The sequence below is a fragment of the Streptomyces sp. NPDC054883 genome, from assembly GCF_053610645.1.
In genome coordinates, this window is the sequence record NZ_JBSGYT010000026.1 from 78,755 (window position 1) to 99,474 (window position 20,720).

Sequence of the window (20,720 nt, forward strand, 5' to 3'; positions counted from 1 at the left end):
GGAGTCTGGAGTGGTGGTCATGCTGGATGTGGTGGTCGGCGGTGCGCAGCGGGCGCGTCACGTGGCCGTGTTCAACGTACCGATGCCGGGGCACGTGATGCCGACGCTGGCGGTGGTGCGGGAGCTGGTCGGCCGCGGCCACCGGGTGAGTTACGCGGTGACCGCGGAGTTCGCCGAAGAGGTACGGGCGGTGGGCGCGCGCCCGGTCGTGTACGAGGCGGCCCCGGCGGGTGAGGCACCCGAGGACATGGCCGTGGGGGTGACCCGGGCGGTGGTCGTGAACGTGGCCGCGCTGCCGCAGCTGGAGGCCGCGTTCGGCACGGACGTGCCGGACGTGGTGCTGTCGGACGTGTACGCATGGGCGGGGCCGCTGCTCGCGGCGCGCTGGGGGGTGCCCGCCGTCCAGCTCTCGCCGACGCACGTCCCGTACGACGGCGTGGTGCGGGAGTTCTTCGGGCTGGAGGACATCGCGCAGATCCCGGGCTTCCCCGAACTCGCGGGTGCACTGGAGGAGTTCGGTGTGCCGGGCGGAGTTCACGCCTTGACGCTGGCGCCGCCGCGGACGATCGCGTTCTTGCCGCGGTCGTTCCAGCGGCGGGCGCAGACGGTGCAGGCGGGCGAGGCGCATTGGGTGGGCCCGGCGATCGGTGACCGGTCCTTCCAGGGGCGTTGGCAGAGGCCGGCCGGTGATGAGCCAGTGCTCTACGTGTCGCTCGGTTCGCAGTTCAACTGCCGCCCGGACTTCTACCGGTCGTGTGCGGAAGCGTTCTCGGGTCTGGGATGGCACGTGGTGATGAGCGTCGGACCCGAGGTGGCCGCAGCCGGTTTCGGCCCGGTGGGCGAGGGCTTCGAGGTCCACGCGAGCGTCCCGCAGCTCGATGTCCTGGCCGCCGCGTCGGTGTTCGTCACCCACGGCGGCATGGGCAGCCTGATGGAGGCCTTCTCGCTGGGAGTGCCCGTGGTCGTGGTGCCGCAGATGGCCGAACAGCGGGTGAACGCCGAGCAGGTCGACCGGCTGGGCCTGGGCCGCCACCTGCCACGGGAGCAGGCGACCGCGGCGGCGCTGCGCGAGGCGGTGCGCACCGTCATGGGTGACGCGCAGGTCACCGCGGCGGTGGCGCGGCTCCGGCAGGAGATCAGCGCGGCGGGCGGAGCGGCGGCCGCGGCCGACGTGGTGGAGAAGGTCCTGGCCGACACGCCGATGACCGGCTGACCCGGGGGATCGCTGGAACGGGCACGAGACGTACGCGGGTCCCCTCCGCGGGGACCTTTCACGAACAGGACATCATGGAATCCTTCAAGACCCGTCGGCGCATCAGGATGAGCGACGCCGACGTCTACGGCAATGTGCACAACCTGTCGATGATCCGGTATGCCGAGGACACCGCCGTCGAGCTGGCGCGGGCCCTGCAAGAGGAACACGGCGTCCAGAGCTTCTGGGGTGTCGCGGAGGTACAGGCTGGGTTCACCATGCCGCTGCCCTGGACGACGGCCGAGGTCGAACTCTGTCTGCAAGCCGAAAAGGTCGGCCGGGCCAGCCTGTCGCTCGTCACCCGCATCACTTCCGAACACGGCGCCCACGCCACCGTGCGAACACGGGTCATCCGTTTCGACTCCACCGGGAACCGGGCCCCCATCACCCCGCAGGAGCGCGCTCAGTACTCCCGCTACCTGCTGGCCTCCGACCGGAGCGCGGTCCGCGACCTGGCGGGATCTAGGGCCTGAGCGGGACGGGAACACGGACGGGCGGCCCGCCGGGGCCGCCCGTCGGCGACGGCCGCGTCACCCCGGAGGTGTGGCCGTGATCCGGCGGGTGGCGGAGCGCAGGGCGAAGGCCATGACCAGTTCGAACACGCCGAGCAGGACGAGCCACAGTCCCAGCAGCCGCGTCAGGGCGACCGCGGAGTCCACGGGGAAGCAGAGGACGAAGATTCCGGCCACGGCGCCGAGCACGCCGAGGCCGAAGAGCAGACCGCGATGCACGAGCGCGCTGTCGGCGATCGCGACGTACGCCCTGAGCACTCCCGTCAGCAACCAGAAGACCCCGACGACAAGGGACAGGGCGCCGATCGTCTGCATGGGATGCCGCAGCACGAGGACGCCCGCCAGGAACGCCAGGATGGCGATCAGGACGCTGGCCAGTCTGCTGCCGCCCCGGTCGCTGCTGTGCGAGAAGGCCGTGACGAAACGGAAGCCACCCGCGACCAGCAGTTGGATTCCGATGATCACGGCCAGGACGTGCAGCGTCTCGTGGGGCCAGACGAGCACCAGGATGCCCGGGATCAGGGTCGCGAGGGCGAAGCCGAGTGCCCAGTGCCACGAGCTTCCGAGCTGCTTGAGGACGTCTTCGGGTTCGTTGTGCCTGTACTGCGGTGCCGCATCAGGGGTCATCATGCCTCCTGGGCCGGCCGAACGGCCCGCGGGGCCACCTCGGAACCGCCGGACATGCCTCATCTGCCCTTTACGTCAAGTTTAGTCCCCCACTGTGGGGCTTGCAGATCCGGCAGGGGCACCTGTTGCAATGGAGGACAGCGGCGAGGAGCGCCGCACCGCCTACGAGCTCGCACACGAACAGGATGTCTTGATGGCTCTCACTCGCCGTGCTTCACTCACCGCCCTGACCGGACTTGCGGCCCTCCCCCTCCTCGGAGCGTCCGCGCCTGCGCCCGCCCCTGCGCCTGCCCCTCCGTCGCCAACGGACGCATTCGCCGAACTGGAGCGCGAGTTCGACGCCCGGCTGGGGGTCTACGCGGTGGACACCGGCAGCGGGAGGACCGTCGCGCACCGGGCGGACGAGCGGTTCCCCTACGCCTCCACCTACAAGGCTCTGGCGGCGGGCGCGGTACTGGAGAAGAACACCCTGGCAGGGCTGGAGAAGGTCGTCCACTACACCCACGGCGACCTGGTCACGTACTCCCCCGTGACCGAACAGCACGTGGAGAGCGGCATGACGCTGCGCGCGCTGTGCGACGCCGCGATCCGCTACAGCGACAACACCGCCGGGAACCTGTTGTTCGACGAACTCGGCGGCCCGAAGGGCTTCCAGGCCGCGCTGGCCCGTCTAGGCGACACCACCACCCGGGCCGACCGCTACGAGACCGCACTCAACGGAGCCGTCCCCGGCGACCCCCGCGACACCAGCACACCCCGCACCCTGGCCGCCGGCCTGCGCGCCTACACCCTCGGCGACGTGCTGGACGCCGGGAAGAAGGCGCTGCTGACCGACTGGCTGCGGCGCAACACCACCGGCGATGAGCTCATCCGCGCCGGTGTCCCCGTGCACTGGCGGGTGGGCGACAAGACCGGCTCCGCCGACTACGGCACGCGCAACGACATCGCCATCGCCTGTCCGCCCGGGGGCGCTCCCCTCATCCTCGCCATCCTCTCCACTCGGGGCATCCGTAACGCCGCCTACGACAACGAGCTCATCGCCCGAGCCGCAGCGGTGGTCGTCGCCACCATCGCGTAGTGCTGGGACCGAACCCCGGCCGGTTGCCGGGCCGGTGATCAATCGGAGTGGTGGTTCCTTCCGGTCGCGGTACGGTCCTGCCATGTCCCGATCAGCCGATGCCGGCCTCTCCCAGCCCCCCGTCACCGCGGATGACCTCGACCTTGCCGTGCAGCTTGCCGTGGCAGTCCTTCGCGAGGCGCCCCCGGCCGCTTGGGAAGGCAAGGCCGGTTCGCTGGAATGGGACTGCTGGGAAACCGTCGAGCACCTCAGCGACGACCTCTTCGCTTACGCCGCGCAACTGGGCCCCAGAACACCGCCCTTGGATGGCGAGGTGCCCTTCCTGTGGGAGAGCCGACGGCCCGGCGGCCCGGCGAACGCCATTCACGTCAACCGCAAGGCGGGGCCCGCCGGCCTGCTGCAGGTCCTGGAATCGAGCGGCGCACTGCTGGTCGCCATGGTGCGCACGACGCCTCCGCAGACCCGCGCCCACCACGTCTTCGGCGTCTCGGACCCCGAGGGCTTCGCCGCGATGGGGATCGTGGAGACCCTGGTGCACACGCACGACCTGGCACAAGGGCTGGGTCTCGGATGGAGCCCGCCTGCCGATCTGTGCTCTCGGGTGCTCGCCCGGCTGTTTCCGGACGCACCGTCATCCACGGCCGGCTGGCCCACCCTCCTGTGGGCCACTGGACGCGCCGAACTACCCGGACGTCCTCGTCTCACCACCTGGCGCTGGGACGGCACACCCCGGGCATAGGCGTACCTGCCACGACGGAGGGCTCAGAGCTCCGGGGCCGTCGGGTCGATGCCGAGGGTGGGGGCGGTGGTCCGTCAGCCGGCCGGCCGGGCCTCCACGCGCTCGATGCCGCGTTCGACGGCCCGGCCGGGCGGGGCCGAGCCCGGCCGGTCTCACCCGCCCGGCCCAGCGCGACCGGGCGCCGGGCCAATCCTCGTGCCAGGCTCGTCGAGGATCACCCCACCCCACGACGAGGAGCACCCCCTCATGGGCATCAAGGACGAAATGCAGGAGAAGGCCCAGAAGGCCAAGGAAAAGCTGCAGGGCAAGCCGGGCGAAGCGGCCCAGCGGGGCCGGAGCGAGCAGGACCGCCTCCGGGAGCGCGCGGAGCAGAGCCGCCAGCAGGGCCAGCGTTCCTTCGACGACATCCAGGACGAGATGGACGACAGGACCTAGCAGCCCCACGGCACCGGGCCCGCACCCCTCGCACGTCGCAAGGGGTGCGGGCCCTGCCGCGTCGGGAGTGGGGAGCCGGGGCGGGCAGGCCACCGGCCGCTGATTGGATCTCGTCCCGCAACGCCGCACCGGCGAGACTGACCGGTGATCTGTCGCCGCGCGTGAGGGAGTTGTGATGCAGGTAGCCGTGGTCACCTTCGACGGGTTCAACGAGCTCGACAGCTTCATCGCTTCCGCGTTGATCAACCGGTGCCGCAAGGACGGCCTGGAGGCCTTCATCACGACGCCGGCCCCGGTGGTCACCTCGATGAACGGCGTCGAGGTGACCGGGCAGCGTCCGATGGAGTTCGTGACGGAGGCCGACGTGGTGCTGATCGGCAGCGGAGTGAAGGCGCGCGAGGTGATCGCCGACGACCGGCTGGTCTCCCGGCTGCGGCTCGACCCCGCGCGCCAGCTGATCGGATCCCAGTGCTCCGGCGCGCTGGTGCTCGACCGGCTCGGGCTGCTGAACGGCATGCCAGTCTGCACGGACCCCACGAGCCGGCCCTTCGCCGAAGCCCGCGCGGTCACCGTGCTGGACGCACCCTTCCACGCCGAGGGGAACATCGCCACGGCGGGCGGCTGCCTGGCGTCCCAGTACCTCGCCGCGTGGGTGATCGCCCGCACGCTCGGGGAGGACGCCGCGCGCGACGTCCTCGGCTACGTGGCTCCGGTCGGCGAAGACCGGGAGACCGTCGAACGCGCCCTGCGCGCCGTCCGGACGGGTACGGCCGCACTGCGCTGACACCCACGCTGACGCCCCGCTCCACGGAAGTCGGCCCGCCCTGGAGAACAACCGTGCGGGCGGAGCGGCGCGTCTGCGCGGAACCCGGCCTCGGTGGCGCGTCAGGCCGCCGCGAGCGGTGCGTGCCGTTCGCTGAGCCGGCGTACGGCCTCGGACATCCGCGGGTCGGTCGCCGCGCGGAACGGTGCCACCGGACGCGCCGCGGCGCCGATGACGAGGCCGGTCCGGCCGTCCAGCGCGGTGCCGGTGGCGGCGACGATCGAGGGCTTCGCCGCCAGGGACGCCGGACCCGAGGTCGACCGTTCGAACCTGCGGCGCACCAGGGGCCACATCAGCCGCAAGCCGGGAGAGACGATCTTCGGGTCGACCAGTGTCCCGTTGGTCATGTCGGTGGCGGCGCCCCCGGGATCGGCCGCGAAGACCGAGACGCCCGTTCCGTCCAGCCGCGCGGCCAGATCCAGCGTGTAGGCGAGGTTGGCCAGCTTGGCGCGGCCGTACCAGTGGAAACCGTAGTAGCCACCGGGCGGTTCGGCCGCGTCGAACACCCGCTTCGCGACCCCGACCGCGCCCGAGGTCACGTTCACGATCCTGCTCGGCACCCCGGATATGAGCGTGGGCAGCAGCAGTTCGGTGAGCAGGTAGGGCGAGAGGTGGTTGACGACGAAGGAGGCCTCGACGCCGTCGAGGTCGCGCCGGTCGGCGAACATCGCCCCGACGTTGTTGACCAGCACCGTCAGCCGATCGCCCGAAGCGGCGTGGTCGGCGGCGATGCGGCCGCCGAGCGCGCGGACCTCGTCGAGCGAGGAGAGGTCGGCGGCCAGGAACCGGGCGGCGTGCGCCGGTGCCGCCGCGTCGATCCGCTCGACCGCCCGGGCACCCCGGTCGGCGTTGCGTGCGACCACGGTGACCTCGAATCCGGCGGCGGCCAGCCCCAGCGCCGTTTCCAGACCGATGCCCGCCGTTCCGGCGGTGACCACTGCTGTCTTCTTCATGCTCGTCCCACTCCCCGCACACATGCGGATAGCCCATCCGGTCGGCCCGACCGTAGCATGGATACGGATTAACCATCCGCTTACCCCGGGGGGGCGTTGTGCGCCGATGGACTGTCAGGCCATGGCTGGAAAGCCGCGGTTGCGGGCCGGCGACGCCCGAGCCGTGCCGTGGTCTCAGCGCCGCGCGGACGGCATCAGGCGCAGCAGTGCGTGGAGGACGGCGTCGATGGTGTCGTGGGACGGTTCGTCGGTGACGTGGGTGAGGAGGCGGGCCAAGGTGCGCAGCAGCGGGGGCGAGGCCATCACGCGCGGGTGGAGGACCGGCCGGTAGCCGTACCGGGCGAGTACGAGGTTCCCGGCGAGGTTGCCCAGCCGGTAGTAGCGCCCCCAGCGGCGGTGGATCTCGGCCGGGTACTGGTGCAGCGCGTGTTCCCGCCGCGGTCCGGCGGGCCGGGCCAAGGCCAGGGCGATGGTCTGCGCGGCCACTTCCGCGGCCTCCATCGCCTGGGCGATGCCCTCGCCGCTCCACGGGCTGACCATGCCCGCGCTGTCTCCGACCAGGAGCAGGCCCCGACGGTACTGGGGTCTGCGGTTCAGTCCCATCGGCAGCGGCGCGCTGCGCAGCGGCGAGTCCGCGTTCTCCTCCCGTACCCCCCACTCCTCGGGCAGCCGGGGCAGCCAGTGCTCCAGGGCCGCCCGCAGTTCGACCGGCCGCCGTCGCCGCTGCGGGAGGGCGCCGAGGCCGACGTTGATCCGCCCGTCCCCGAGCGGGAACACCCAGCCGTACCCGGGCAGGTCCAGTCCGGTGCGCGGACAGCGCAGGTCCGCCCACAGCTCCAAGTAGGGGTCGTTGGTGCGGGCCGGGCTGCGGTAGTAGCGCCGGGCCGCTGCCGCGACCGGCCGGGCCGTGTCCCGTTCGAGCCCCAGGGCCAGCGCGGTCCGCGCCGAGGCGCCGTCGGCCGCTACGACGAGCGGGGCCCGGTAGCGCACGGGCTCCGAGCCCGGACCGCGTGAGGCGGTCACCCCTGTGATGTTCCCCGCCCGGTCGGTCAAGGGGGCCGTGACCTTCACGTGGGTGCGCAGGCGGGCCCCTGACGCGGCGGCGTGCGCGGCGAGCAGGTCGTCGAAGTCGTGCCGGCTCCGGGTGAGCCCGAAGTCGGGAAGGCTGCCTAGCCGCGGCCAGTCCAGCTCCGCCCGGCGGTCTTCGCATACCCACCGCATCCCGCGGTTGCGCATCCAGCCCGGTGCGTTGATGTCCACTCCCATCCGCACCAGTTGGGCCACCCCGCGCGGCGTCAGTCCGTCGCCGCACACCTTCTCGCGGGGGAAGCCGCTCTTCTCCAGCAGCAGCACGTCCACGCCCGCCCGCGCCAGGTGCACGGCGGCGGCGGATCCGGCCGGGCCGGCCCCCACCACGATGACCTGTGCCTCTTCATCACCTGCGCCGTCCGGTACCGGAGAGCGGCTGCCATCGGAGGGGCGGTCGTCGGGCGCGTCGTCACGTTCAGCGGTCACTCCGTCACTATGCCGCGTTCCGCGCGTGCCGGTCCGGGAAGCAGGGCCGAAACCGCCCGCGGCTGCCGGACCGGTGCCTGTTCGCCTCCGGCTCCGGGTAGGGCGCAGATGGGGCAGGAAGGAACCGACATGAGCGTCCGCGAGAAGATCAAGGCCAAGGCCGAGCAGGTGATCGGCAAGTTCGTGAGAAAGGCAGCGCGTGCGATGGGCAAGAAGACCACTGCGGCCAAGGGCGCCGCGTTGGAGGCCCGCGGCAAGGCCCGGCAGGTGAAGGAGAAGGGGAAGGACGCCTTCAAACGCTGACCTGCTCCGGCCGGCTATGCCGCGCGGGTGTGCGCCGCCCCTCTGGCGCGCGAGCGGGTCTCGCGCCGACGGCGGTCCGCAGCGGGCACGAGGCCTTCTGAAAGGTGCGATGACGAGCGCAGACGAGTGGGCCGGACCTGCTGTTCGGTGACCTGGGTCAGCGCGCGGACAACAAGTCCAGCTCGGTCCGGTAGAGCACGGCGGGATCGAAGCCCATGCTGGTGAAGTGCCCGCCGAGTTCCGGCGACAGGACGCCGTGCAGCCGGGTCCGGAAGGAGACGGCCCATGGGCGTGCCGTAGACGAGGAAGTAGCGCTGCGGGTCGTGCACTCTCAGTCGCGGGGCGGGAGCAGGGTGCCGAGCGGTCCGAGGTCGAGATTGAGGTCCTCCAGTGAGTAGCCGTGCTCGGCGCACAGGTCGGCCAGGCTGTCGTGGAGGGCCAGGAGGGTCGCTCCGAGTTCCTCTTCCTGCTCGTCGGTGAGGTCGCCGGCGTCGACGCGGCGCAGGGCCTGGCGTTCGATGAGCTGGCGCAGGAGCTCGATGAGGGTGAGCACCAGTTTGAGGAGGTCCTCCCCGACGGTGTCCGGGTCCGCGTGGATACGGCGGGCGGGGCCGGGCGGTCTGCCGCCGTGCGGCGCGGGGGGCGTCCGGACCAGCCTGAACGCGTGCGACATGGTCTCGCCCACGTCACGCAGGACCGGGTCGGTGGCCGGGCGTCGCTGCTCTCGTGGCTGCTCGTCACCCACGTGGGCCTGCCCGGGGCTGCTGCGCCTCGGAGGGGGCCGGCTGGGAACTGACGGACACGATGAGGGCGCGCAGTGATATGCGGACGAGGTCGATGTCCGCGATGGACAGGACGAGGTCGCCGGCCACTACCACTCCCCCGCTGAGCAGCCGGTCGAGGAGGTCGACCAGGGCGATCTGACGGCCGGGGAGCGGTTCGCGGGGCTCGGCGGGGGTCATGGCGCCCGTCCCGGGACGTCACCCCGGCCCGGGTCCTCCTCCGGTGCCGTGGCGAAGGAGTACGGGGCCCAGGGACCCGTGACTTCGATCCGGACGTCGGGAAAGTCCCGGGCCGCCTGCGCGACGGCGGACCGGAACTGGCCGGCCCGGGCGTCGGGGACGAGGTAGGCGTCGTTGAGGACGTTCTCCTCCGGACCGGTGAGGGCGCCGCTCTGCGGGGCGTGGCGTACGCGGTGGGGGGTGTAGCGGGCGGCGATCGCTTCGAGGGTCCCGGCGGCCTGCTGCGCCTGCCGGTAGACGGTTTCCCGGGCGTGGTGCTGCACCCTGCGGCGCTGGAGGTAGGCCTTGCCCGGCGTGGTCGGGGCGGCGTCGGCCGCTGTTTCGGGGGCGGCCGCGCCGGTGGGCGGGGCGGAGGGGGTGAGGTAGATCTTGACGCCGTATTCGGTGTGGGCGTCGAGCTGGGCCAGCCGCCGGGCGAAGGCGTGGTGCTGTTCGGCGAGGACCCGGACGGCCCGGCTATCGTCCTGGTAGACGGTGGCCATGCGCAGTGGCAGGACCGTGCCGTGGGCGGCGGCGGCCTGCACCACTTCGTGGTGGGCGCGGGCGACGCCTTCGAGCCACTCCAGGTCCTCGAAGTGCTCTTTGAGGGCCGTCTCGTTGAAGTCGCGGTGGGGTACCGGGCTCACGACCAGGGCGAGGGGGGCCGGGCCGGGCTCGGAGGTACCGGTGGCGGCCAGGAGCCCTACGGGCGCTCCGCCGATGCCGCGCAGGTCCGCGAGGAGCTCCCGCAGCGGCTCCGTCTGCCGGGCCACGGCATAGACGTAGGTGAGGGTGGCGGGTTCCGTGGTCACTGCGGGCGCTCCCGTGTCGTGCTGGCCGTCGGTCCGTCGGCTGCCGCGGCGCCGTCCGGGGGTCGGGGCCCGTCGACCCGCTCGCGCCGCAGGGCCTCCAGCTCGGCGCGCAGGCGCCGGTTCTCCTGCTCCAGCGGGCTGCCGGTGTGCCGGGACGACAGTGAGGGGTCGTGCTCCCACCAGTCGATGCCCATCTCCTTGGCCTTGTCCACGGAGGCGATCAGGATCCGGAGTTTGATGGTCAACAGCTCGATGTCGAGGAGGTTGATGCGGATGTCGCCGGCGATGACGATGCCCTTGTCCAGCACCCGTTCGAGGATGTCGGCGAGGCTGGAGGAACTCTGCCCGTACGGCATCGGGGCGCGGGAGGCGAAGGATCCGGGTCGGCCGGGCAGGGGTTCGGTCACGGTGGCACTCCCGCTTCGTGCTCAGGGCAGTTGGTGCCGGAACGCGGAGATCTCTTCCAGCCGGTCGAGGAGTTCGTCCTCCTGACGGTCGAAGCTGTCCTGATCGATCTCTCCGCGCAGCAGTTGCTGCTCCAGCTCGGCGAGCCGGCGCCAGATCGGCGCGGGGTCGTAGTACTCCTCTTCGGCCTTGTCCACGACGCGCTGGGCGACCCAGGTGACGGCACGCACCGGTGCCAGGGGCAGCGTCAGCAGGCTGGTCACAAGTCCCATGGTCCTCCTCCCTCCGATCCGGGTGGCGGTGCGGTCACTGGACGAAGCTGTAGGGCGGCAGGGGGCCGGAGAACCGCAGTTCGACATCACTGCCCACTTGGCGGGCCAGGTCGGCCTGCGCCGCTTGGAGGCCGTCCTGCTGCTCTTCCGGCACGAGGAGGGAGAGGTTGAGCAGTTCGCCCGCCGCGGGTGGCCGGGTGAGGTGCTCGCGGGCGAAGGGGACGAGCGCCTCGATCAGGCCGGCCGCGAAGGTCTCCTGCCGGGCCTGCACCTCGCGGGCCACGAGTTCTCCCAGGGCGAGCGGCAGGCCCGGATCGCGGTCTCCGCCGCGGATCCGGTCGTTGAGCTCCCTCGCCTCGGGCAGGTCCGCCAGGATCTGCTGCAGCAACGGTGCCTCCTCGGTCCGCGAGGCCCGCACGTGGTACTCGGCGCAGCCCTCGAGGCGTTCGAGGGCGGCGAGGTAGCTCTCGGCGTTGGTCTCCAGGGCCTCGCGGACCGCGAGGTCGTCCGCGGCGATGTAGCCGAACTGCAGCGGCAGGACGACGCCGTCGGACATCAGCCGCTCCTGGACCTCCTGGTGCGCGGTGAGGTCCCGGCGCTTGGGCCGGACCTCCTCGGCGACGTCGCTGACCACCGCGCACAGGGGCCCGGCGGTCACCGTCCGCAGTCCTGTGGGCTCGGAGCCGACGCCGCTCAGTCCGTCCAGGCGGCGCGGGTGGTCCTTGGCGGTGATCGAGTACACGTAGAGCGGCATCGCTTACTCCCTCTCCCGCCGTACGGGACGCCGGGCAGCGGGCCGACGCCGCCTGGGCGCCTCTTCCTCCGCCTCTTCCTCTTCTTCCGGCTCGCCGGACTTGGCGTTTTTGCCGGTCAGGGCATCACTCACGGCTTCCGCGGCTCCGCCGAGGGCTCCCTTGGTCTTCCCGCGGGCCCCGCCCTCAAGCATGTTGCCCATGACCTCCGGGAGCTGGGCCGGGGCCTTGCGGCCGGCTTCGAGGTCGAGCCGGTTGCAGGCCTCCGCGAAGCGGAGGTAGGTGTCGACGCTCGCCACCACGATGCGCGCGTCGATCTTAATGAGTTCGATGCCCACCAGCGAGACGCGGACGAAGACGTCGATGACCAGCCCGCGGTCGAGGATGAGCTCCAGGACGTCGTAGAGGCTGCTCGTACCGCCCCCTTGCCCCCGCGCGACGGGGCCGCCGCCCTGCGGCACCATGGTCATGGCGCCTCCTTCCGCCGGCCGCCCTGCTCAGGTCTGCCGGTCGATCATGCCGCGGCTGTAGCGGCGGGTGCGTTCGTAGGAGATCAGCTCGCCCTCCTCGTCCAGCGCGACCCGGTAGCTGGCCATCACGCTGGTGGTGTCCGGGATGCGTTCCAGCTCCACCACCTCCACCTGCGCCTCCCAGCCGTCGTCGGTCGGCTTGAGCGAAGAGACGGAGTCGGGGAACCGGCCCAGGAGTTCCGCGAGCTGCTCGGCCGCGGCGCGCATCGCCGCCGCCGCGCCCGGCGTACCGGACCGGCGCCGGGGCGCGGGCCGCCTGGGCACCTTTCCGTCCTGCGCTCCGCCATCACCAGCGGCGTGCCTTGATGCCCGCCGGGGACGTGCAGGTTCCGCTGCGGCCATATACCACTCCCTTGGGGAGACGGCCTCACAGAAACTAGAATGTCACCATATTCAGGCATAAGTCTCGCCTCAGGGGCAGGAGCTTTCCCAGGACCGCCCCTTTTCTCTTCGACGGGCAACGCGAGCGTTGCGGTGCGCTGCCCGCGGGCGACCGCCAAGTCCGTCTGCGCCCTGGTAGGGGATGATCATGGAGGACACCACCAAGATCGCGCTCGCAGCCGCTGTGGCTGGGGGATACGTACTCGGCCGGGCGAAGAAGGGCCGCCTGGCGTTCACCATGGCCACCTACCTCGCGGGCCGCCGTTTCGGGCTCGAGCCGGGGCAGCTGCTCAAGGAGGGTGCCTCCCGGCTCAAGGAGATGCCGCAGTTCGCCGATCTCGGCGAGCAGTTGCGCGGTGAGGCCCTCGACGCCGGCCGCCAGGCGCTGACCGCCGCGGCCAACCGCAAGCTCGCCGACCTCGCGGGCTCCCTCCACGAGCGCACGCGCGAACTCTCGCGCGGTGACACCGGCCGCAGCCGGGACGACGAGGACCGGGGCGAAGAGGAGGACGAGGAGCGCTACGAGGACGAGGAACCGTACGAGGACGAGGAGGAGCAGGAGGACGAGGAGTACGGCGGGGAGGAACCGGAAGCGGAGGCCGAAGAAGAAGGGGAAGGGACCGAGGAGGAAGAGGAGCCCGAGGAGGAGGAAGAAGAGGAAGAAGAGGAAGAAGAGCCTCCCCCGCCGCCGCGCCGGCCCCGTACCTCGGCCCGCGCCCGGACCGGCAAGACCGCCGCCCCCGCCCGCAAGGCGGGACGGCGTCCCGCCCCGGCGAAGGACGCCCCCGCGAAGAAGGCGGCACCGGCAGCAAAGAAGGCCGCACCCGCCGAGCGGGCGCCGGCGAAGAAGGCGCCCCCCGCCCCCGCGAAGAAGGCCCCGGGGAAGAGTTCCGCACCGGCGAAGAAGACCACGGCCAAGAAGGCCACGGCGACGAGGACGACGGCCAAGAAGACCGCCGGCAGCAGGCCCGATTCGAGGACGGCGCCCGCCAAGAAGAGCTCCGCCCCGAGGACCGCGCCCTCGAAGCAGGCCGCGAAGAAGGCCGGCGGCGCGCCGCGCAAGAGGACCACGGCTCAGAGCCCCGGGCGCAAGAGCGCCGCCACGAAGGCCACTGCCAAGAAGACCACCGGCCGCAGCCCGGCCCGGAAGACGGCAGCCAAGAAGACCACGGCCCGCAAGACGGCCCCTCGGAGGTAGGCCATGGCAACCTCAGACCGCGCCTCGTCACAGCCCTCCGGGCTGGACCAGCTGCTGAAGGAAGTGACCGGGTACCTCGGCGCCCAGGCCGACCAGCTCGCTGACAAGGCCACCGACAAACTCTCCGACCTCACCGACCAGCTCTACGACGTCGCCGACAACGGCGGTTCCCTCTCGGACGTCGCCGGCATCGGCGGACGGCTCCTGCAGGGCGACTCCCCCCTCAAAGCCATCGCCGGCCAGAAACTCGGAGACCTCAAGGACAAGGTGGGCGACACCGTCTCCCAGGCGTTCGGCGGCGGCGGCAAGGGCCGCGGCCGCAAGAGCGGCGGCGGCAAGATCGTCAACATCGTGGAGGCACTCGACGTCGGCCTGCCGCTGCGCACGGTCTACGACTTCTGGACCCAGTACGAAGACTTCAGCGGGTTCGCCAAAGGCGTCCGTGACGTCTCCCGCGACGACGACACCAACAGCGACTGGAAGGTCAAGGTCGGCCCCTCCACGCGGAGCTGGAAGGCGACGGTCCAGGAACAGATACCGGACGAACGCATCGTGTGGACCTCCCAGGGCGCCAAGGGCACCACACGGGGCTGTGTCACCTTCCACGAGCTCGCCCCGTCACTGACCCGCATCGTCATCGTCGTCGAGTACTACCCCTCCGGCCTGTTCGAGAAGACCGGCAACTTGTGGCGGGCCCAGGGGCGACGTCTGCGCCTGGACCTCAAGAACTTCCTGCGCCACACCATGCTCACCACCGATGAACCAGAAGGCTGGCGCGGTGAGATCCGGGACGGCGAGGTCGTCCGGACCCACGAGGAAGCCCTCGAGGAGGAGGAAGCCGAGAGCGAAGGCGAGGAGGAGGACGAGTACGCGGACGAGGACGAGGGAGCCGAGCAGGACGGGGAGGAATACCCGGAGGAAGAGGACGGGGAGGACGAGAACGCGGAGTACGCCGACGAGAACGAAGAGGAAGACGAAGAAGGCGAAGAGGAAGACGAGGGTGAACCCGGGGAGGAGGAAGACCAGGAGGAGGAGTACGAGACCTCCCCGCCCCGGCGGCGGCGTTCACGCGCCAGGTGAGACCGCGCGTGAGGGCCGGCGGAGCGTGTCCGCCGGCCCTCGTTCGCAAACGCGTCAGTGCTTGAGCACGTCCTTGGCCTTCTGACCGGCCTGCTTGGCGTCACCGAGCGCCTGCTCACCCCGCCCCTTCGCCTCCAGGCTTTCGTTTCCCACAGCCTTGCCCGTGGTTTCCTTCACCTTGCCTTTGGTCGTCTTCGCGACGTTCTTGGCCTTCTTGCCTGCACCCATGCCCTTCACCTCCACGCCGCAGGGGCAACGCGGGCTCGCTGATCCTGTACCCCTCACGAACATCAATACGCATAATGTACAAAACGGAGAAAAGAGCTGCCGCGATACACCGCTTCCGCCCTTTTCAGCCGACGCCTCGTGGGTAGGCGCGTGGACTACAGGGGCGCGGCAGACAGGCGAGGAGCAGCGGTGATCACTCAGGAACAGATGTCGGCACTGGCCGGCCGCGCGGCGCACACGGAGCAGGGTCAGCGAGTCGGTGCGGTGGAGTACGTACTGGTGGACGACACCACCGGGAGGCCGGAATGGGCCCGGGTCGTGGACCGCGCATCGGGGCTGGGCGGCGTGTTCGTTCCGCTGCGTCACGCGTCGCTGGAGGAGGAGCACCTGGTGGTCCCGTACCCGGTGTCCGTGATCGAGCAGGCCCCGTGCGCGGCACTGGACTGCGGAAGCGTGCTGTCCGTCGCCGAGGAACAGCAGCTGTTCGCCCACTACGGCCTCCGGGACGCACGGGAAGAGGTCAACGCCGAGAGCGGCACGGGCTGGGGACAGATGGACCGGGCACAGGCCATTCGGGAGGGGACGGCCGGACGGGAGCGGGACGCCTCGCGCCTGCGGCGGGCCGCGCTCGGGCGATAGGCGCCGCTGACCGGCGCACGACGGACGAAGGAAGGCACGGTGACTTCGCAATGACCACGGTAGAGCGACAGGCCCGCACCACCGACGATTCGGTGGGCGTGCTGGTCTCCCGCGCGTCCCAGCAGCTCTCGGAGCTGGTCCGCGAGGAGGTGCAGCTGGCCCGGACGGAGATGACACAGAAGGGCAAGCGCTTCGGCAAGGGCGGCGGCCTCTTCGGCGCAGCGGGGCTGATCGGCATCCTGGCCGCCCAGGCCCTGGTGGCGACGTGTATCGCCGCACTCTCGCTGGTACTGCCGGTCTGGGCCGCAGCCCTCATCGTCACGGCGGTGCTGGGCGCGGTCGCCGCGTTGACGGCGGTATCGGGGAAGAAGCAGATCACGAAGGCCGGCGCGCCGGCGCCCGAGCAGAGCATCGACAGCGTCAAGGCCGACGTGGCCGAGATCAGGGAGAAGGCACATCGATGACTGACGAGTCCCGTACCGATATCGGCACGCCCACGCCCGAGGAACTGCGTGAGCAGATCGAGCACACGCGCGACGAACTGGGCCAGACCGTAGAGGCGTTGGCGGCCAAGGCCGACGTCCCGGCACGCGCCAAGGAGAAGACGGCCGCGGCGAAGGAACAGGCGGCGGAGAAGGCCGCTTTGGTCTCCGGACAGATCCGCTCGAAGGCCGAGCATGCCGCGCAGCTGGTGGCGCACAAGACCCCTCAGCCGATCCTCGACAGGGGACGCCAGGCGGCCGCCTTGGTCCGGGCGAACCGCACCCCGGTGCTGGCGGCCGGCGCGGCCCTGGCGCTCTTCCTGCTACTGCGTCACGGTCGGCGCAGCCGGTAAACGCGGGCGCGGTCAACCCACTGGGCGTTGGCCAGGAGCCGACGCGCGAAGGATCATGCGGGTATGACTGATCACCCTTCACCCGCACCGCCGACCGCCGTTCGACTCACGCGGTACACGGAGACCGAGCAGAGGCAAATCCTGGGCGACGGCGCCGACCCGTTCGGCGTCGCCTGCACCGGCCTCACTTGGTTGCCCAAAGACGAGCATTTCGGCATCAGGCTCGGCGGCCGCCTCGTGGCACACGCCGGCCTGCTCAGGCTGCGGATATCCATCGGCGGTGCCGCCACCGAAGTGGTGGGCGTCGGCGGAGTGGCCGTCGCGCCGGACGTCCGGGGCCTCGGACTGGCGCGGCGGGTCATCACGGCCGCGCTGGACCATGCCCGGCGGCTGGGACCTGGTCACGCGCTCCTTTTCTGCCGGGAGCCGCTCGTCCCCCTCTACGAGCGGCTCGGCTGGCGGGCGCTGGACCAGGACGTCAGTGTCGAGCAGCGTGAAGGCCCCGTGCTGATGCCCCTGCGGACCATGGTCACACCCCTGCACGAGGGGGCGGACTGGCCGGCCGGAGCGGTCCGTCTGCTCTCGTTCCCCATGTGACGGGACCTGTCGGGGCACCACGGCCCAACCGGCCCGGGCTCCTACACCGCTGCCGCGTCCCCGATCGGCGTCGGCCGCGAGCTCGGGACGGGCGGCCCGGGCTGCGTCGGCGGCGACGTCGCAAGGTGCCGGGCGGCCTCGGCGGCGGTGTAGGAGGAGGCGAAGGTGAACGCGCGCGGCGACGGCCCGTGCGCCCGAAGGTCCGCCAGCCGTGCCAGGGCCTCGCCGACCGTGGGGAGGCATCCGGCGGGAACCCACCAGAGCACCAGGTCCGCCTCGACGTGCCGGTCGAACCACTCGCGGCGCCGCCGCATCACCTCCAAGTGCCCACTGCGGTACGTGAAGTCCCACAGGGCCTGCCGGGTCTCCCACACCGTCAGGTTGACGATGACGTCCTCGCCCGCCGGGCGCAGCTCGGTGGCGTCGGACGCTCCCTCCTCCACCAGCCGCCACACGAATCCGGGCGTGCTGTCGGCGGAGGTGTTGACCGGGTCGAGCATCTCGACGAACGGCGCCATGCGGGGGTCGTCGAGGGGGTACCGGAGCGTGGCGAGGTTGAGTTGGGCGAGGTGGGCGGCGGGTACGGATGCGGTCATGGCCACATCTCAACACGGCCCGCTTTTCTATGTCAATGATGATTGTTTTTAGAAGTCAGCACCACACAGCACTCCCCCGGGCGGGCGTCCATGCGGGGGCGGACGGGGCCGTCCGTACCGAACAGCCCTTCCAGCAGTGCCAGGTTCATGCCGCACACCAGCGGCGGGAAGCGTTCGGCGACGGCGTGGAAAGGGCAGTTGCGCATGCGGACGACTCGCGCAGCCGCCCCGTCGGCACCGTCGGAGCCTTCCAGGTACGGCTCGTAGCCGCGGGCGGCCAGCATCTCCACCGCCTCTTCGAGGCCTCCACAAGACTCCGCCGAACCGCGCAGGGCCACGCCCCGGCGTCGGGCGGCCGCGCAGAGGCCGGCGTCGAGCCCGGCGTGTTCCGCGGCCTCTGCCAGCAGCTCGGCTGCGGTGCGGTAGTCGCGGGCGGGCAGCGACACCGCCCGCTCGGCCCGCGCCCGCGTGTACACCTTGGCGGGACGCCCCGCCCCCGGCCCCGAGCGGCCCGTCAGGCGACGGCTGCCGCTCTCCAGCAGCCCGGCCTCCACCAGCTTGTCCAGATGGTGCGCGGCGAGCGTCCGCGCGACACCGGCCGCCTCGGCGGCCTCATTGCGGCCGACCTCGCTGCCCTGCGCCACTACGTACTCGTACAGTCGGCGCCGTACCGGATCCTGCAACGCCGCGATCGCATCGATGTCTTCCACTCGGCCATTCTAGGAACAACCCGGGTTGGCATTAGAAGCACGGACCGCGACCCGCAGGCCGGCACGGCCAAGACCCGATGCTCGTCGTCCGCAAACGGTTCGGGGCGCGGCTTCGCGAGGCCGCCGACGGTGATCCCGGCGACCGGGCTGTCGCTGAGGAACATGCCCTGCGCCACGGGCCTCACTGCGGACGGCAGACCTGCGATGACCTGCGGACCCGTCACCGTGCCGCCCGCGGCGCCGCTGCGATCGGGGAAAACAGAGGGCCGCCCGGCCGGAGAGCGGGGCGCCCGGCTCTGCGGCCTGCCGCTGCGGGTCCGGGCGGCGGTGTACCGGGATACGCCCCACTTGCTCGGCTCCAACGGCATGATGTGCGCATGAAGACGACCTCGGGTGCGACGGCGGACGAGGAGTCCGCTGCCCGCTTCGGCCCGGTGTGGGAGGCGCTCGTCGCCGCCCGCGCCGGCTACTTGGCCCACGTCCCGCCCCACTACGACGAGACCTTCCACGAAGTGGCGCGGCGAGCCGATCGTGCGGGCAGTCTCGGCAAGGCCGACATCGCGGCGCTGGTCGTCTGGAAACGGCTCTCCGCACGGACGCGGTGGGCATCGGCGCTCATGTCCGAGCCCGACAGCCAGGTGCGAGCCATCACCGAGCGAGCCGTCGCCGCGGTCCGCAACACCGCGCTTGCCCGCGGTGAGGCGGCCCGCGCAGGACGTCGCATCATCACGGCGCTGCCCGGCTTCGCCACCGGCGACGCCCTTGCCTCAGCCGTCCTGACCGCAGCGGCACCCACGCGGATGGCCGTCTACGACCGCCGTGTCCAACAAGCCCTGGACGCCCTTGGTCCCACCCTCACCCGGGCGCCGGGACGCTACGGCCGCTACCTGCAACTCCTCGACGACCTCCTCGAACACAGCACGGCACCCTCCGGAGGCTGGACCCACGCGACATCGACACCGCCTTGTACTGGTCCGGCGGCAATCCGGGTCAGCCGTGATCCCAGACGTCGGCCTTCGGGCCCGACGCACGTATCCGTACCGTGCGCATGCCCGACTGCCCACGCGGCGCATGACCCCGACCCGCACGGGCCTGCGACCGGCTCGATGCCTGGGCCGCGAACCGGCTCACGCAGCTGTCAGCTCGGGCCGTAGACGCGGCAGTCCCGGCCGGCACCACACCCGTTCCCATCCCGGAGGCATCGCCCGGACCGGAATAGGGGCCCACCTATCGCCTCGTCTTGACCAGAACGCGAGCCGAGCGCGTAGGCGGCCGGGAGGCCGACGGAGTGCGCCTTGAGGCGACAACGGGGGAATCGCCGTGACTTCACGCAGCAGTTCCCCGTCCTGGTCGCAAAGCTCAAGGCCGAACCGCATACCGAACCGGGCCAGGAGCGCCGCCAGATCCTCGAACCGTTCCGGATCGAGGACCCCGTTCAGGAGCGTGCCGCCCGCGATCGGGTCGGCCTCCATACGGCACCAGTCGGTCTCGACCTCATACGCATCCCACGAAGACGGCCTGGAACTCCAGCCGGCCCCGACGAACCGCTCGGCCACCAGAGCGGCATTGGGGGTCCACACCAGGCCGCACATATTGTTGTCGAGTTCCAGCCAGACGGAATCGAGTCCCTGTCCCTCTCCGGATATGTCCGCAGCGGCATTATCCGTCACGGTTTCGCCGGCGGCGGTGCGTCCGGCGGGGCCGGGGCAAACAGGGCCTGCGCCGAGCAGCGTTGCGATGCACGGGCCGGAGAAGGACCAGCCGAGCTCGACGGACTGTTGCCCCACCGCCTCGCGTTCGTAGCCGGCCGGGCCGGGCGGAAGTGCCGCGGAGTCGAGGTTCAGTGTCCCGCCGAGCCGCCCCGGGTGGGGTTGTCGCCCGGGCGGTCGGCGTCGAGCAGCAGTCTCGCCGCCACCGCCGCCCCGTCGGGCGGAACACGCCGAAGGCCGGGACGGGGCCCTCGTGTGCCGCGCCGGTGCCGGGGCGGCGACCCGGCTGGCGACGTACGGCTGGTCCGCCCGCTGGGGCGCCACCACCCCGGGCGCGCCGGCCCCGGTCGCCGTTGTCGTCGTGCCGGCGCCGCCGTGGTGCCCGCGTACACGGGGCGGTGGTTCGGCGTCCAGGAACGCCACCAGCTCGCCCTGGACCGGGCGTTCCTCCGGCAGGAGCGAGGCGTCCGTCCGCCACCGCCTGGAGTTCCGTCGGCTGTTGCAAGGGGGCCAGGACCCGGTCGGCCGCCGGCCAGGGACGGTCGGTGAAGGCGTGGTCGCGGACGTGGGCCGACAGCGGCGGCCTTGATTCGCCGCCTCCGCGGCAGGGCCCGGGCCGTGCCGCAAGCCCCCGGGGGCGCCGTGCGGTTCGGCGAGCCCGGCGGAAGCCGCACTCGCCTCGTGGACCCGCACCCACACGCAGGGCGGTGGCCTGCCGCGCCCTCTTCGGAAGAGGGG

Annotated in this window: 29 protein-coding genes; 14 read left to right on the forward strand and 15 right to left on the reverse strand. The window is 71.6% G+C overall.

Features of this window, described 5'->3' with window-relative positions:
• Positions 1-19: 19 nt before the first annotated feature.
• Both ACWGH1_RS20310 and ACWGH1_RS20315 read left to right on the forward strand, forming a co-directional pair.
• The gene (locus ACWGH1_RS20310) at positions 20-1,213 is read left to right on the forward strand and encodes a macrolide family glycosyltransferase (protein ID WP_453354666.1); all 1,194 of its coding nucleotides are present in this window, start codon (positions 20-22) and stop codon (positions 1,211-1,213) included.
• Between the two features lie 74 nt (positions 1,214-1,287).
• Positions 1,288-1,725, forward strand: coding sequence for an acyl-CoA thioesterase (locus ACWGH1_RS20315; protein WP_453354667.1), 438 nt, complete (start codon positions 1,288-1,290; stop codon positions 1,723-1,725).
• A 57-nt stretch (positions 1,726-1,782) separates the two neighbouring features.
• Here ACWGH1_RS20315 and ACWGH1_RS20320 read toward each other — a convergent pair whose 3' ends face one another.
• The gene (locus tag ACWGH1_RS20320) at positions 1,783-2,394 is read right to left on the reverse strand and encodes an HdeD family acid-resistance protein (protein ID WP_453354668.1); all 612 of its coding nucleotides are present in this window, start codon (positions 2,392-2,394) and stop codon (positions 1,783-1,785) included.
• A gap of 190 nt (positions 2,395-2,584) precedes the next feature.
• Here ACWGH1_RS20320 and bla point away from each other — a divergent pair, with 190 nt between their 5' ends.
• The 4 genes from bla (at position 2,585) to ACWGH1_RS20340 (ending at position 5,427) form a co-directional block, all read left to right on the forward strand.
• Positions 2,585-3,469, forward strand: coding sequence for a class A beta-lactamase (gene bla / locus ACWGH1_RS20325; protein WP_453354669.1), 885 nt, complete (start codon positions 2,585-2,587; stop codon positions 3,467-3,469).
• A gap of 82 nt (positions 3,470-3,551) precedes the next feature.
• A complete protein-coding gene (locus ACWGH1_RS20330; protein ID WP_453354670.1) occupies positions 3,552-4,208 on the forward strand; it encodes a maleylpyruvate isomerase N-terminal domain-containing protein in 657 nt (218 codons plus the stop codon).
• A gap of 246 nt (positions 4,209-4,454) precedes the next feature.
• Complete coding sequence (locus tag ACWGH1_RS20335) at positions 4,455-4,643, forward strand: hypothetical protein (protein ID WP_453354671.1); 189 nt, start codon at positions 4,455-4,457, stop codon at positions 4,641-4,643.
• Positions 4,644-4,818: 175 nt separating this feature from the next.
• The gene (locus tag ACWGH1_RS20340) at positions 4,819-5,427 is read left to right on the forward strand and encodes a DJ-1/PfpI family protein (protein WP_453354813.1); all 609 of its coding nucleotides are present in this window, start codon (positions 4,819-4,821) and stop codon (positions 5,425-5,427) included.
• Between the two features lie 101 nt (positions 5,428-5,528).
• On the opposite strand, the gene ACWGH1_RS20345 is transcribed toward ACWGH1_RS20340, so the two are convergent.
• On the reverse strand, positions 5,529-6,419 hold the full coding sequence (locus ACWGH1_RS20345; protein WP_453354814.1) for an SDR family NAD(P)-dependent oxidoreductase: 891 nt from the start codon (positions 6,417-6,419) through the stop codon (positions 5,529-5,531).
• Positions 6,420-6,593: 174 nt separating this feature from the next.
• Positions 6,594-7,934, reverse strand: a complete 1,341-nt coding sequence (locus tag ACWGH1_RS20350) for a geranylgeranyl reductase family protein (RefSeq protein WP_453354815.1) — start codon at positions 7,932-7,934, stop codon at positions 6,594-6,596.
• A gap of 129 nt (positions 7,935-8,063) precedes the next feature.
• On the opposite strand from ACWGH1_RS20350, the gene ACWGH1_RS20355 reads away from it, so the two are divergent.
• The gene (locus ACWGH1_RS20355) at positions 8,064-8,237 is read left to right on the forward strand and encodes a hypothetical protein (RefSeq protein WP_453354816.1); all 174 of its coding nucleotides are present in this window, start codon (positions 8,064-8,066) and stop codon (positions 8,235-8,237) included.
• A gap of 331 nt (positions 8,238-8,568) precedes the next feature.
• On the opposite strand, the gene ACWGH1_RS20360 is transcribed toward ACWGH1_RS20355, so the two are convergent.
• The 8 genes from ACWGH1_RS20360 to ACWGH1_RS20395 form a co-directional block, all read right to left on the reverse strand.
• The gene (locus tag ACWGH1_RS20360; protein ID WP_453354824.1) at positions 8,569-8,910 is read right to left on the reverse strand and encodes a gas vesicle protein K; all 342 of its coding nucleotides are present in this window, start codon (positions 8,908-8,910) and stop codon (positions 8,569-8,571) included.
• Between the two features lie 64 nt (positions 8,911-8,974).
• Complete coding sequence (locus ACWGH1_RS20365; RefSeq protein WP_453354817.1) at positions 8,975-9,199, reverse strand: gas vesicle protein; 225 nt, start codon at positions 9,197-9,199, stop codon at positions 8,975-8,977.
• The gene (locus ACWGH1_RS20370) at positions 9,196-10,050 is read right to left on the reverse strand and encodes a GvpL/GvpF family gas vesicle protein (protein WP_453354818.1); all 855 of its coding nucleotides are present in this window, start codon (positions 10,048-10,050) and stop codon (positions 9,196-9,198) included. Before ACWGH1_RS20370 ends, ACWGH1_RS20365 begins: the two co-directional genes overlap by 4 nt.
• Complete coding sequence (locus tag ACWGH1_RS20375; RefSeq protein ID WP_453354819.1) at positions 10,047-10,457, reverse strand: gas vesicle protein; 411 nt, start codon at positions 10,455-10,457, stop codon at positions 10,047-10,049. Before ACWGH1_RS20375 ends, ACWGH1_RS20370 begins: the two co-directional genes overlap by 4 nt.
• A 21-nt stretch (positions 10,458-10,478) precedes the next feature.
• Positions 10,479-10,727: a gas vesicle protein GvpG gene (locus tag ACWGH1_RS20380; RefSeq protein ID WP_453354820.1), complete on the reverse strand. Its 249-nt coding sequence runs from the start codon at positions 10,725-10,727 to the stop codon at positions 10,479-10,481.
• Positions 10,728-10,761: 34 nt separating this feature from the next.
• The gene (locus ACWGH1_RS20385; protein ID WP_453354821.1) at positions 10,762-11,481 is read right to left on the reverse strand and encodes a GvpL/GvpF family gas vesicle protein; all 720 of its coding nucleotides are present in this window, start codon (positions 11,479-11,481) and stop codon (positions 10,762-10,764) included.
• Between the two features lie 3 nt (positions 11,482-11,484).
• Positions 11,485-11,949, reverse strand: coding sequence for a gas vesicle structural protein GvpA (locus tag ACWGH1_RS20390; protein ID WP_453354822.1), 465 nt, complete (start codon positions 11,947-11,949; stop codon positions 11,485-11,487).
• A 27-nt stretch (positions 11,950-11,976) separates the two neighbouring features.
• Positions 11,977-12,351: a gas vesicle protein GvpO gene (locus tag ACWGH1_RS20395; RefSeq protein ID WP_453408876.1), complete on the reverse strand. Its 375-nt coding sequence runs from the start codon at positions 12,349-12,351 to the stop codon at positions 11,977-11,979.
• A 187-nt stretch (positions 12,352-12,538) separates the two neighbouring features.
• On the opposite strand from ACWGH1_RS20395, the gene ACWGH1_RS20400 reads away from it, so the two are divergent.
• Together ACWGH1_RS20400 and ACWGH1_RS20405 are read left to right on the forward strand one after the other, a co-directional pair.
• On the forward strand, positions 12,539-13,588 hold the full coding sequence (locus ACWGH1_RS20400) for a histone protein (protein ID WP_453408877.1): 1,050 nt from the start codon (positions 12,539-12,541) through the stop codon (positions 13,586-13,588).
• A 3-nt stretch (positions 13,589-13,591) separates the two neighbouring features.
• Positions 13,592-14,668, forward strand: a complete 1,077-nt coding sequence (locus ACWGH1_RS20405) for an SRPBCC family protein (protein WP_453357804.1) — start codon at positions 13,592-13,594, stop codon at positions 14,666-14,668.
• Positions 14,669-14,722: 54 nt separating this feature from the next.
• On the opposite strand, the gene ACWGH1_RS20410 is transcribed toward ACWGH1_RS20405, so the two are convergent.
• Entirely contained in the window at positions 14,723-14,896 is a 174-nt protein-coding gene (locus ACWGH1_RS20410) for a CsbD family protein (RefSeq protein WP_453408878.1), read from the reverse strand.
• A gap of 189 nt (positions 14,897-15,085) precedes the next feature.
• On the opposite strand from ACWGH1_RS20410, the gene ACWGH1_RS20415 reads away from it, so the two are divergent.
• From ACWGH1_RS20415 to ACWGH1_RS20430, 4 genes are all read left to right on the forward strand, one after another.
• Positions 15,086-15,535: a hypothetical protein gene (locus tag ACWGH1_RS20415; protein ID WP_453355511.1), complete on the forward strand. Its 450-nt coding sequence runs from the start codon at positions 15,086-15,088 to the stop codon at positions 15,533-15,535.
• Positions 15,536-15,585: 50 nt separating this feature from the next.
• Complete coding sequence (locus ACWGH1_RS20420; RefSeq protein ID WP_453355510.1) at positions 15,586-15,999, forward strand: phage holin family protein; 414 nt, start codon at positions 15,586-15,588, stop codon at positions 15,997-15,999.
• Complete coding sequence (locus tag ACWGH1_RS20425) at positions 15,996-16,370, forward strand: DUF3618 domain-containing protein (protein WP_453355509.1); 375 nt, start codon at positions 15,996-15,998, stop codon at positions 16,368-16,370. Before ACWGH1_RS20420 ends, ACWGH1_RS20425 begins: the two co-directional genes overlap by 4 nt.
• 63 nt (positions 16,371-16,433) lie before the next feature.
• Entirely contained in the window at positions 16,434-16,967 is a 534-nt protein-coding gene (locus tag ACWGH1_RS20430; protein WP_453408879.1) for a GNAT family N-acetyltransferase, read from the forward strand.
• Positions 16,968-17,008: 41 nt separating this feature from the next.
• On the opposite strand, the gene ACWGH1_RS20435 is transcribed toward ACWGH1_RS20430, so the two are convergent.
• Together ACWGH1_RS20435 and ACWGH1_RS20440 are read right to left on the reverse strand one after the other, a co-directional pair.
• Positions 17,009-17,563 carry a DUF3291 domain-containing protein gene (locus ACWGH1_RS20435; RefSeq protein ID WP_453355507.1) on the reverse strand — a complete coding sequence of 185 codons (555 nt, stop codon included), beginning with the start codon at positions 17,561-17,563 and terminating at the stop codon, positions 17,009-17,011.
• Between the two features lie 32 nt (positions 17,564-17,595).
• Positions 17,596-18,273, reverse strand: a complete 678-nt coding sequence (locus ACWGH1_RS20440) for a helix-turn-helix transcriptional regulator (RefSeq protein ID WP_453355506.1) — start codon at positions 18,271-18,273, stop codon at positions 17,596-17,598.
• Positions 18,274-18,650: 377 nt separating this feature from the next.
• On the opposite strand from ACWGH1_RS20440, the gene ACWGH1_RS20445 reads away from it, so the two are divergent.
• Complete coding sequence (locus tag ACWGH1_RS20445; protein ID WP_453355505.1) at positions 18,651-19,427, forward strand: hypothetical protein; 777 nt, start codon at positions 18,651-18,653, stop codon at positions 19,425-19,427.
• Here the strand turns inward: ACWGH1_RS20445 and ACWGH1_RS20450 are convergent.
• Complete coding sequence (locus tag ACWGH1_RS20450; RefSeq protein WP_453355504.1) at positions 19,401-20,060, reverse strand: hypothetical protein; 660 nt, start codon at positions 20,058-20,060, stop codon at positions 19,401-19,403. The genes ACWGH1_RS20445 and ACWGH1_RS20450 overlap by 27 nt on opposite strands.
• Positions 20,061-20,720 lie beyond the last annotated feature (660 nt).

Coding starts and splice junctions, on each gene's coding strand:
- ACWGH1_RS20340 (WP_453354813.1), top strand. CDS start 4,819: ATGCAGGTAGCCGTGGTCACCTTCGACGGGTTCAACGAGCTCGACAGC.
- ACWGH1_RS20425 (WP_453355509.1), top strand. CDS start 15,996: ATGACTGACGAGTCCCGTACCGATATCGGCACGCCCACGCCCGAGGAA.
- ACWGH1_RS20430 (WP_453408879.1), top strand. CDS start 16,434: ATGACTGATCACCCTTCACCCGCACCGCCGACCGCCGTTCGACTCACG.
- ACWGH1_RS20320 (WP_453354668.1), bottom strand. CDS start 2,394: ATGATGACCCCTGATGCGGCACCGCAGTACAGGCACAACGAACCCGAA.
- ACWGH1_RS20435 (WP_453355507.1), bottom strand. CDS start 17,563: ATGACCGCATCCGTACCCGCCGCCCACCTCGCCCAACTCAACCTCGCC.
- ACWGH1_RS20445 (WP_453355505.1), top strand. CDS start 18,651: ATGAAGACGACCTCGGGTGCGACGGCGGACGAGGAGTCCGCTGCCCGC.
- bla (WP_453354669.1), top strand. CDS start 2,585: ATGGCTCTCACTCGCCGTGCTTCACTCACCGCCCTGACCGGACTTGCG.
- ACWGH1_RS20380 (WP_453354820.1), bottom strand. CDS start 10,727: ATGGGACTTGTGACCAGCCTGCTGACGCTGCCCCTGGCACCGGTGCGT.
- ACWGH1_RS20420 (WP_453355510.1), top strand. CDS start 15,586: ATGACCACGGTAGAGCGACAGGCCCGCACCACCGACGATTCGGTGGGC.
- ACWGH1_RS20410 (WP_453408878.1), bottom strand. CDS start 14,896: ATGGGTGCAGGCAAGAAGGCCAAGAACGTCGCGAAGACGACCAAAGGC.
- ACWGH1_RS20360 (WP_453354824.1), bottom strand. CDS start 8,910: ATGTCGCACGCGTTCAGGCTGGTCCGGACGCCCCCCGCGCCGCACGGC.
- ACWGH1_RS20390 (WP_453354822.1), bottom strand. CDS start 11,949: ATGACCATGGTGCCGCAGGGCGGCGGCCCCGTCGCGCGGGGGCAAGGG.
- ACWGH1_RS20405 (WP_453357804.1), top strand. CDS start 13,592: ATGGCAACCTCAGACCGCGCCTCGTCACAGCCCTCCGGGCTGGACCAG.
- ACWGH1_RS20345 (WP_453354814.1), bottom strand. CDS start 6,419: ATGAAGAAGACAGCAGTGGTCACCGCCGGAACGGCGGGCATCGGTCTG.
- ACWGH1_RS20395 (WP_453408876.1), bottom strand. CDS start 12,351: ATGGCCGCAGCGGAACCTGCACGTCCCCGGCGGGCATCAAGGCACGCC.
- ACWGH1_RS20330 (WP_453354670.1), top strand. CDS start 3,552: ATGTCCCGATCAGCCGATGCCGGCCTCTCCCAGCCCCCCGTCACCGCG.
- ACWGH1_RS20335 (WP_453354671.1), top strand. CDS start 4,455: ATGGGCATCAAGGACGAAATGCAGGAGAAGGCCCAGAAGGCCAAGGAA.
- ACWGH1_RS20310 (WP_453354666.1), top strand. CDS start 20: ATGCTGGATGTGGTGGTCGGCGGTGCGCAGCGGGCGCGTCACGTGGCC.
- ACWGH1_RS20385 (WP_453354821.1), bottom strand. CDS start 11,481: ATGCCGCTCTACGTGTACTCGATCACCGCCAAGGACCACCCGCGCCGC.
- ACWGH1_RS20400 (WP_453408877.1), top strand. CDS start 12,539: ATGGAGGACACCACCAAGATCGCGCTCGCAGCCGCTGTGGCTGGGGGA.
- ACWGH1_RS20315 (WP_453354667.1), top strand. CDS start 1,288: ATGGAATCCTTCAAGACCCGTCGGCGCATCAGGATGAGCGACGCCGAC.
- ACWGH1_RS20355 (WP_453354816.1), top strand. CDS start 8,064: ATGAGCGTCCGCGAGAAGATCAAGGCCAAGGCCGAGCAGGTGATCGGC.
- ACWGH1_RS20365 (WP_453354817.1), bottom strand. CDS start 9,199: ATGACCCCCGCCGAGCCCCGCGAACCGCTCCCCGGCCGTCAGATCGCC.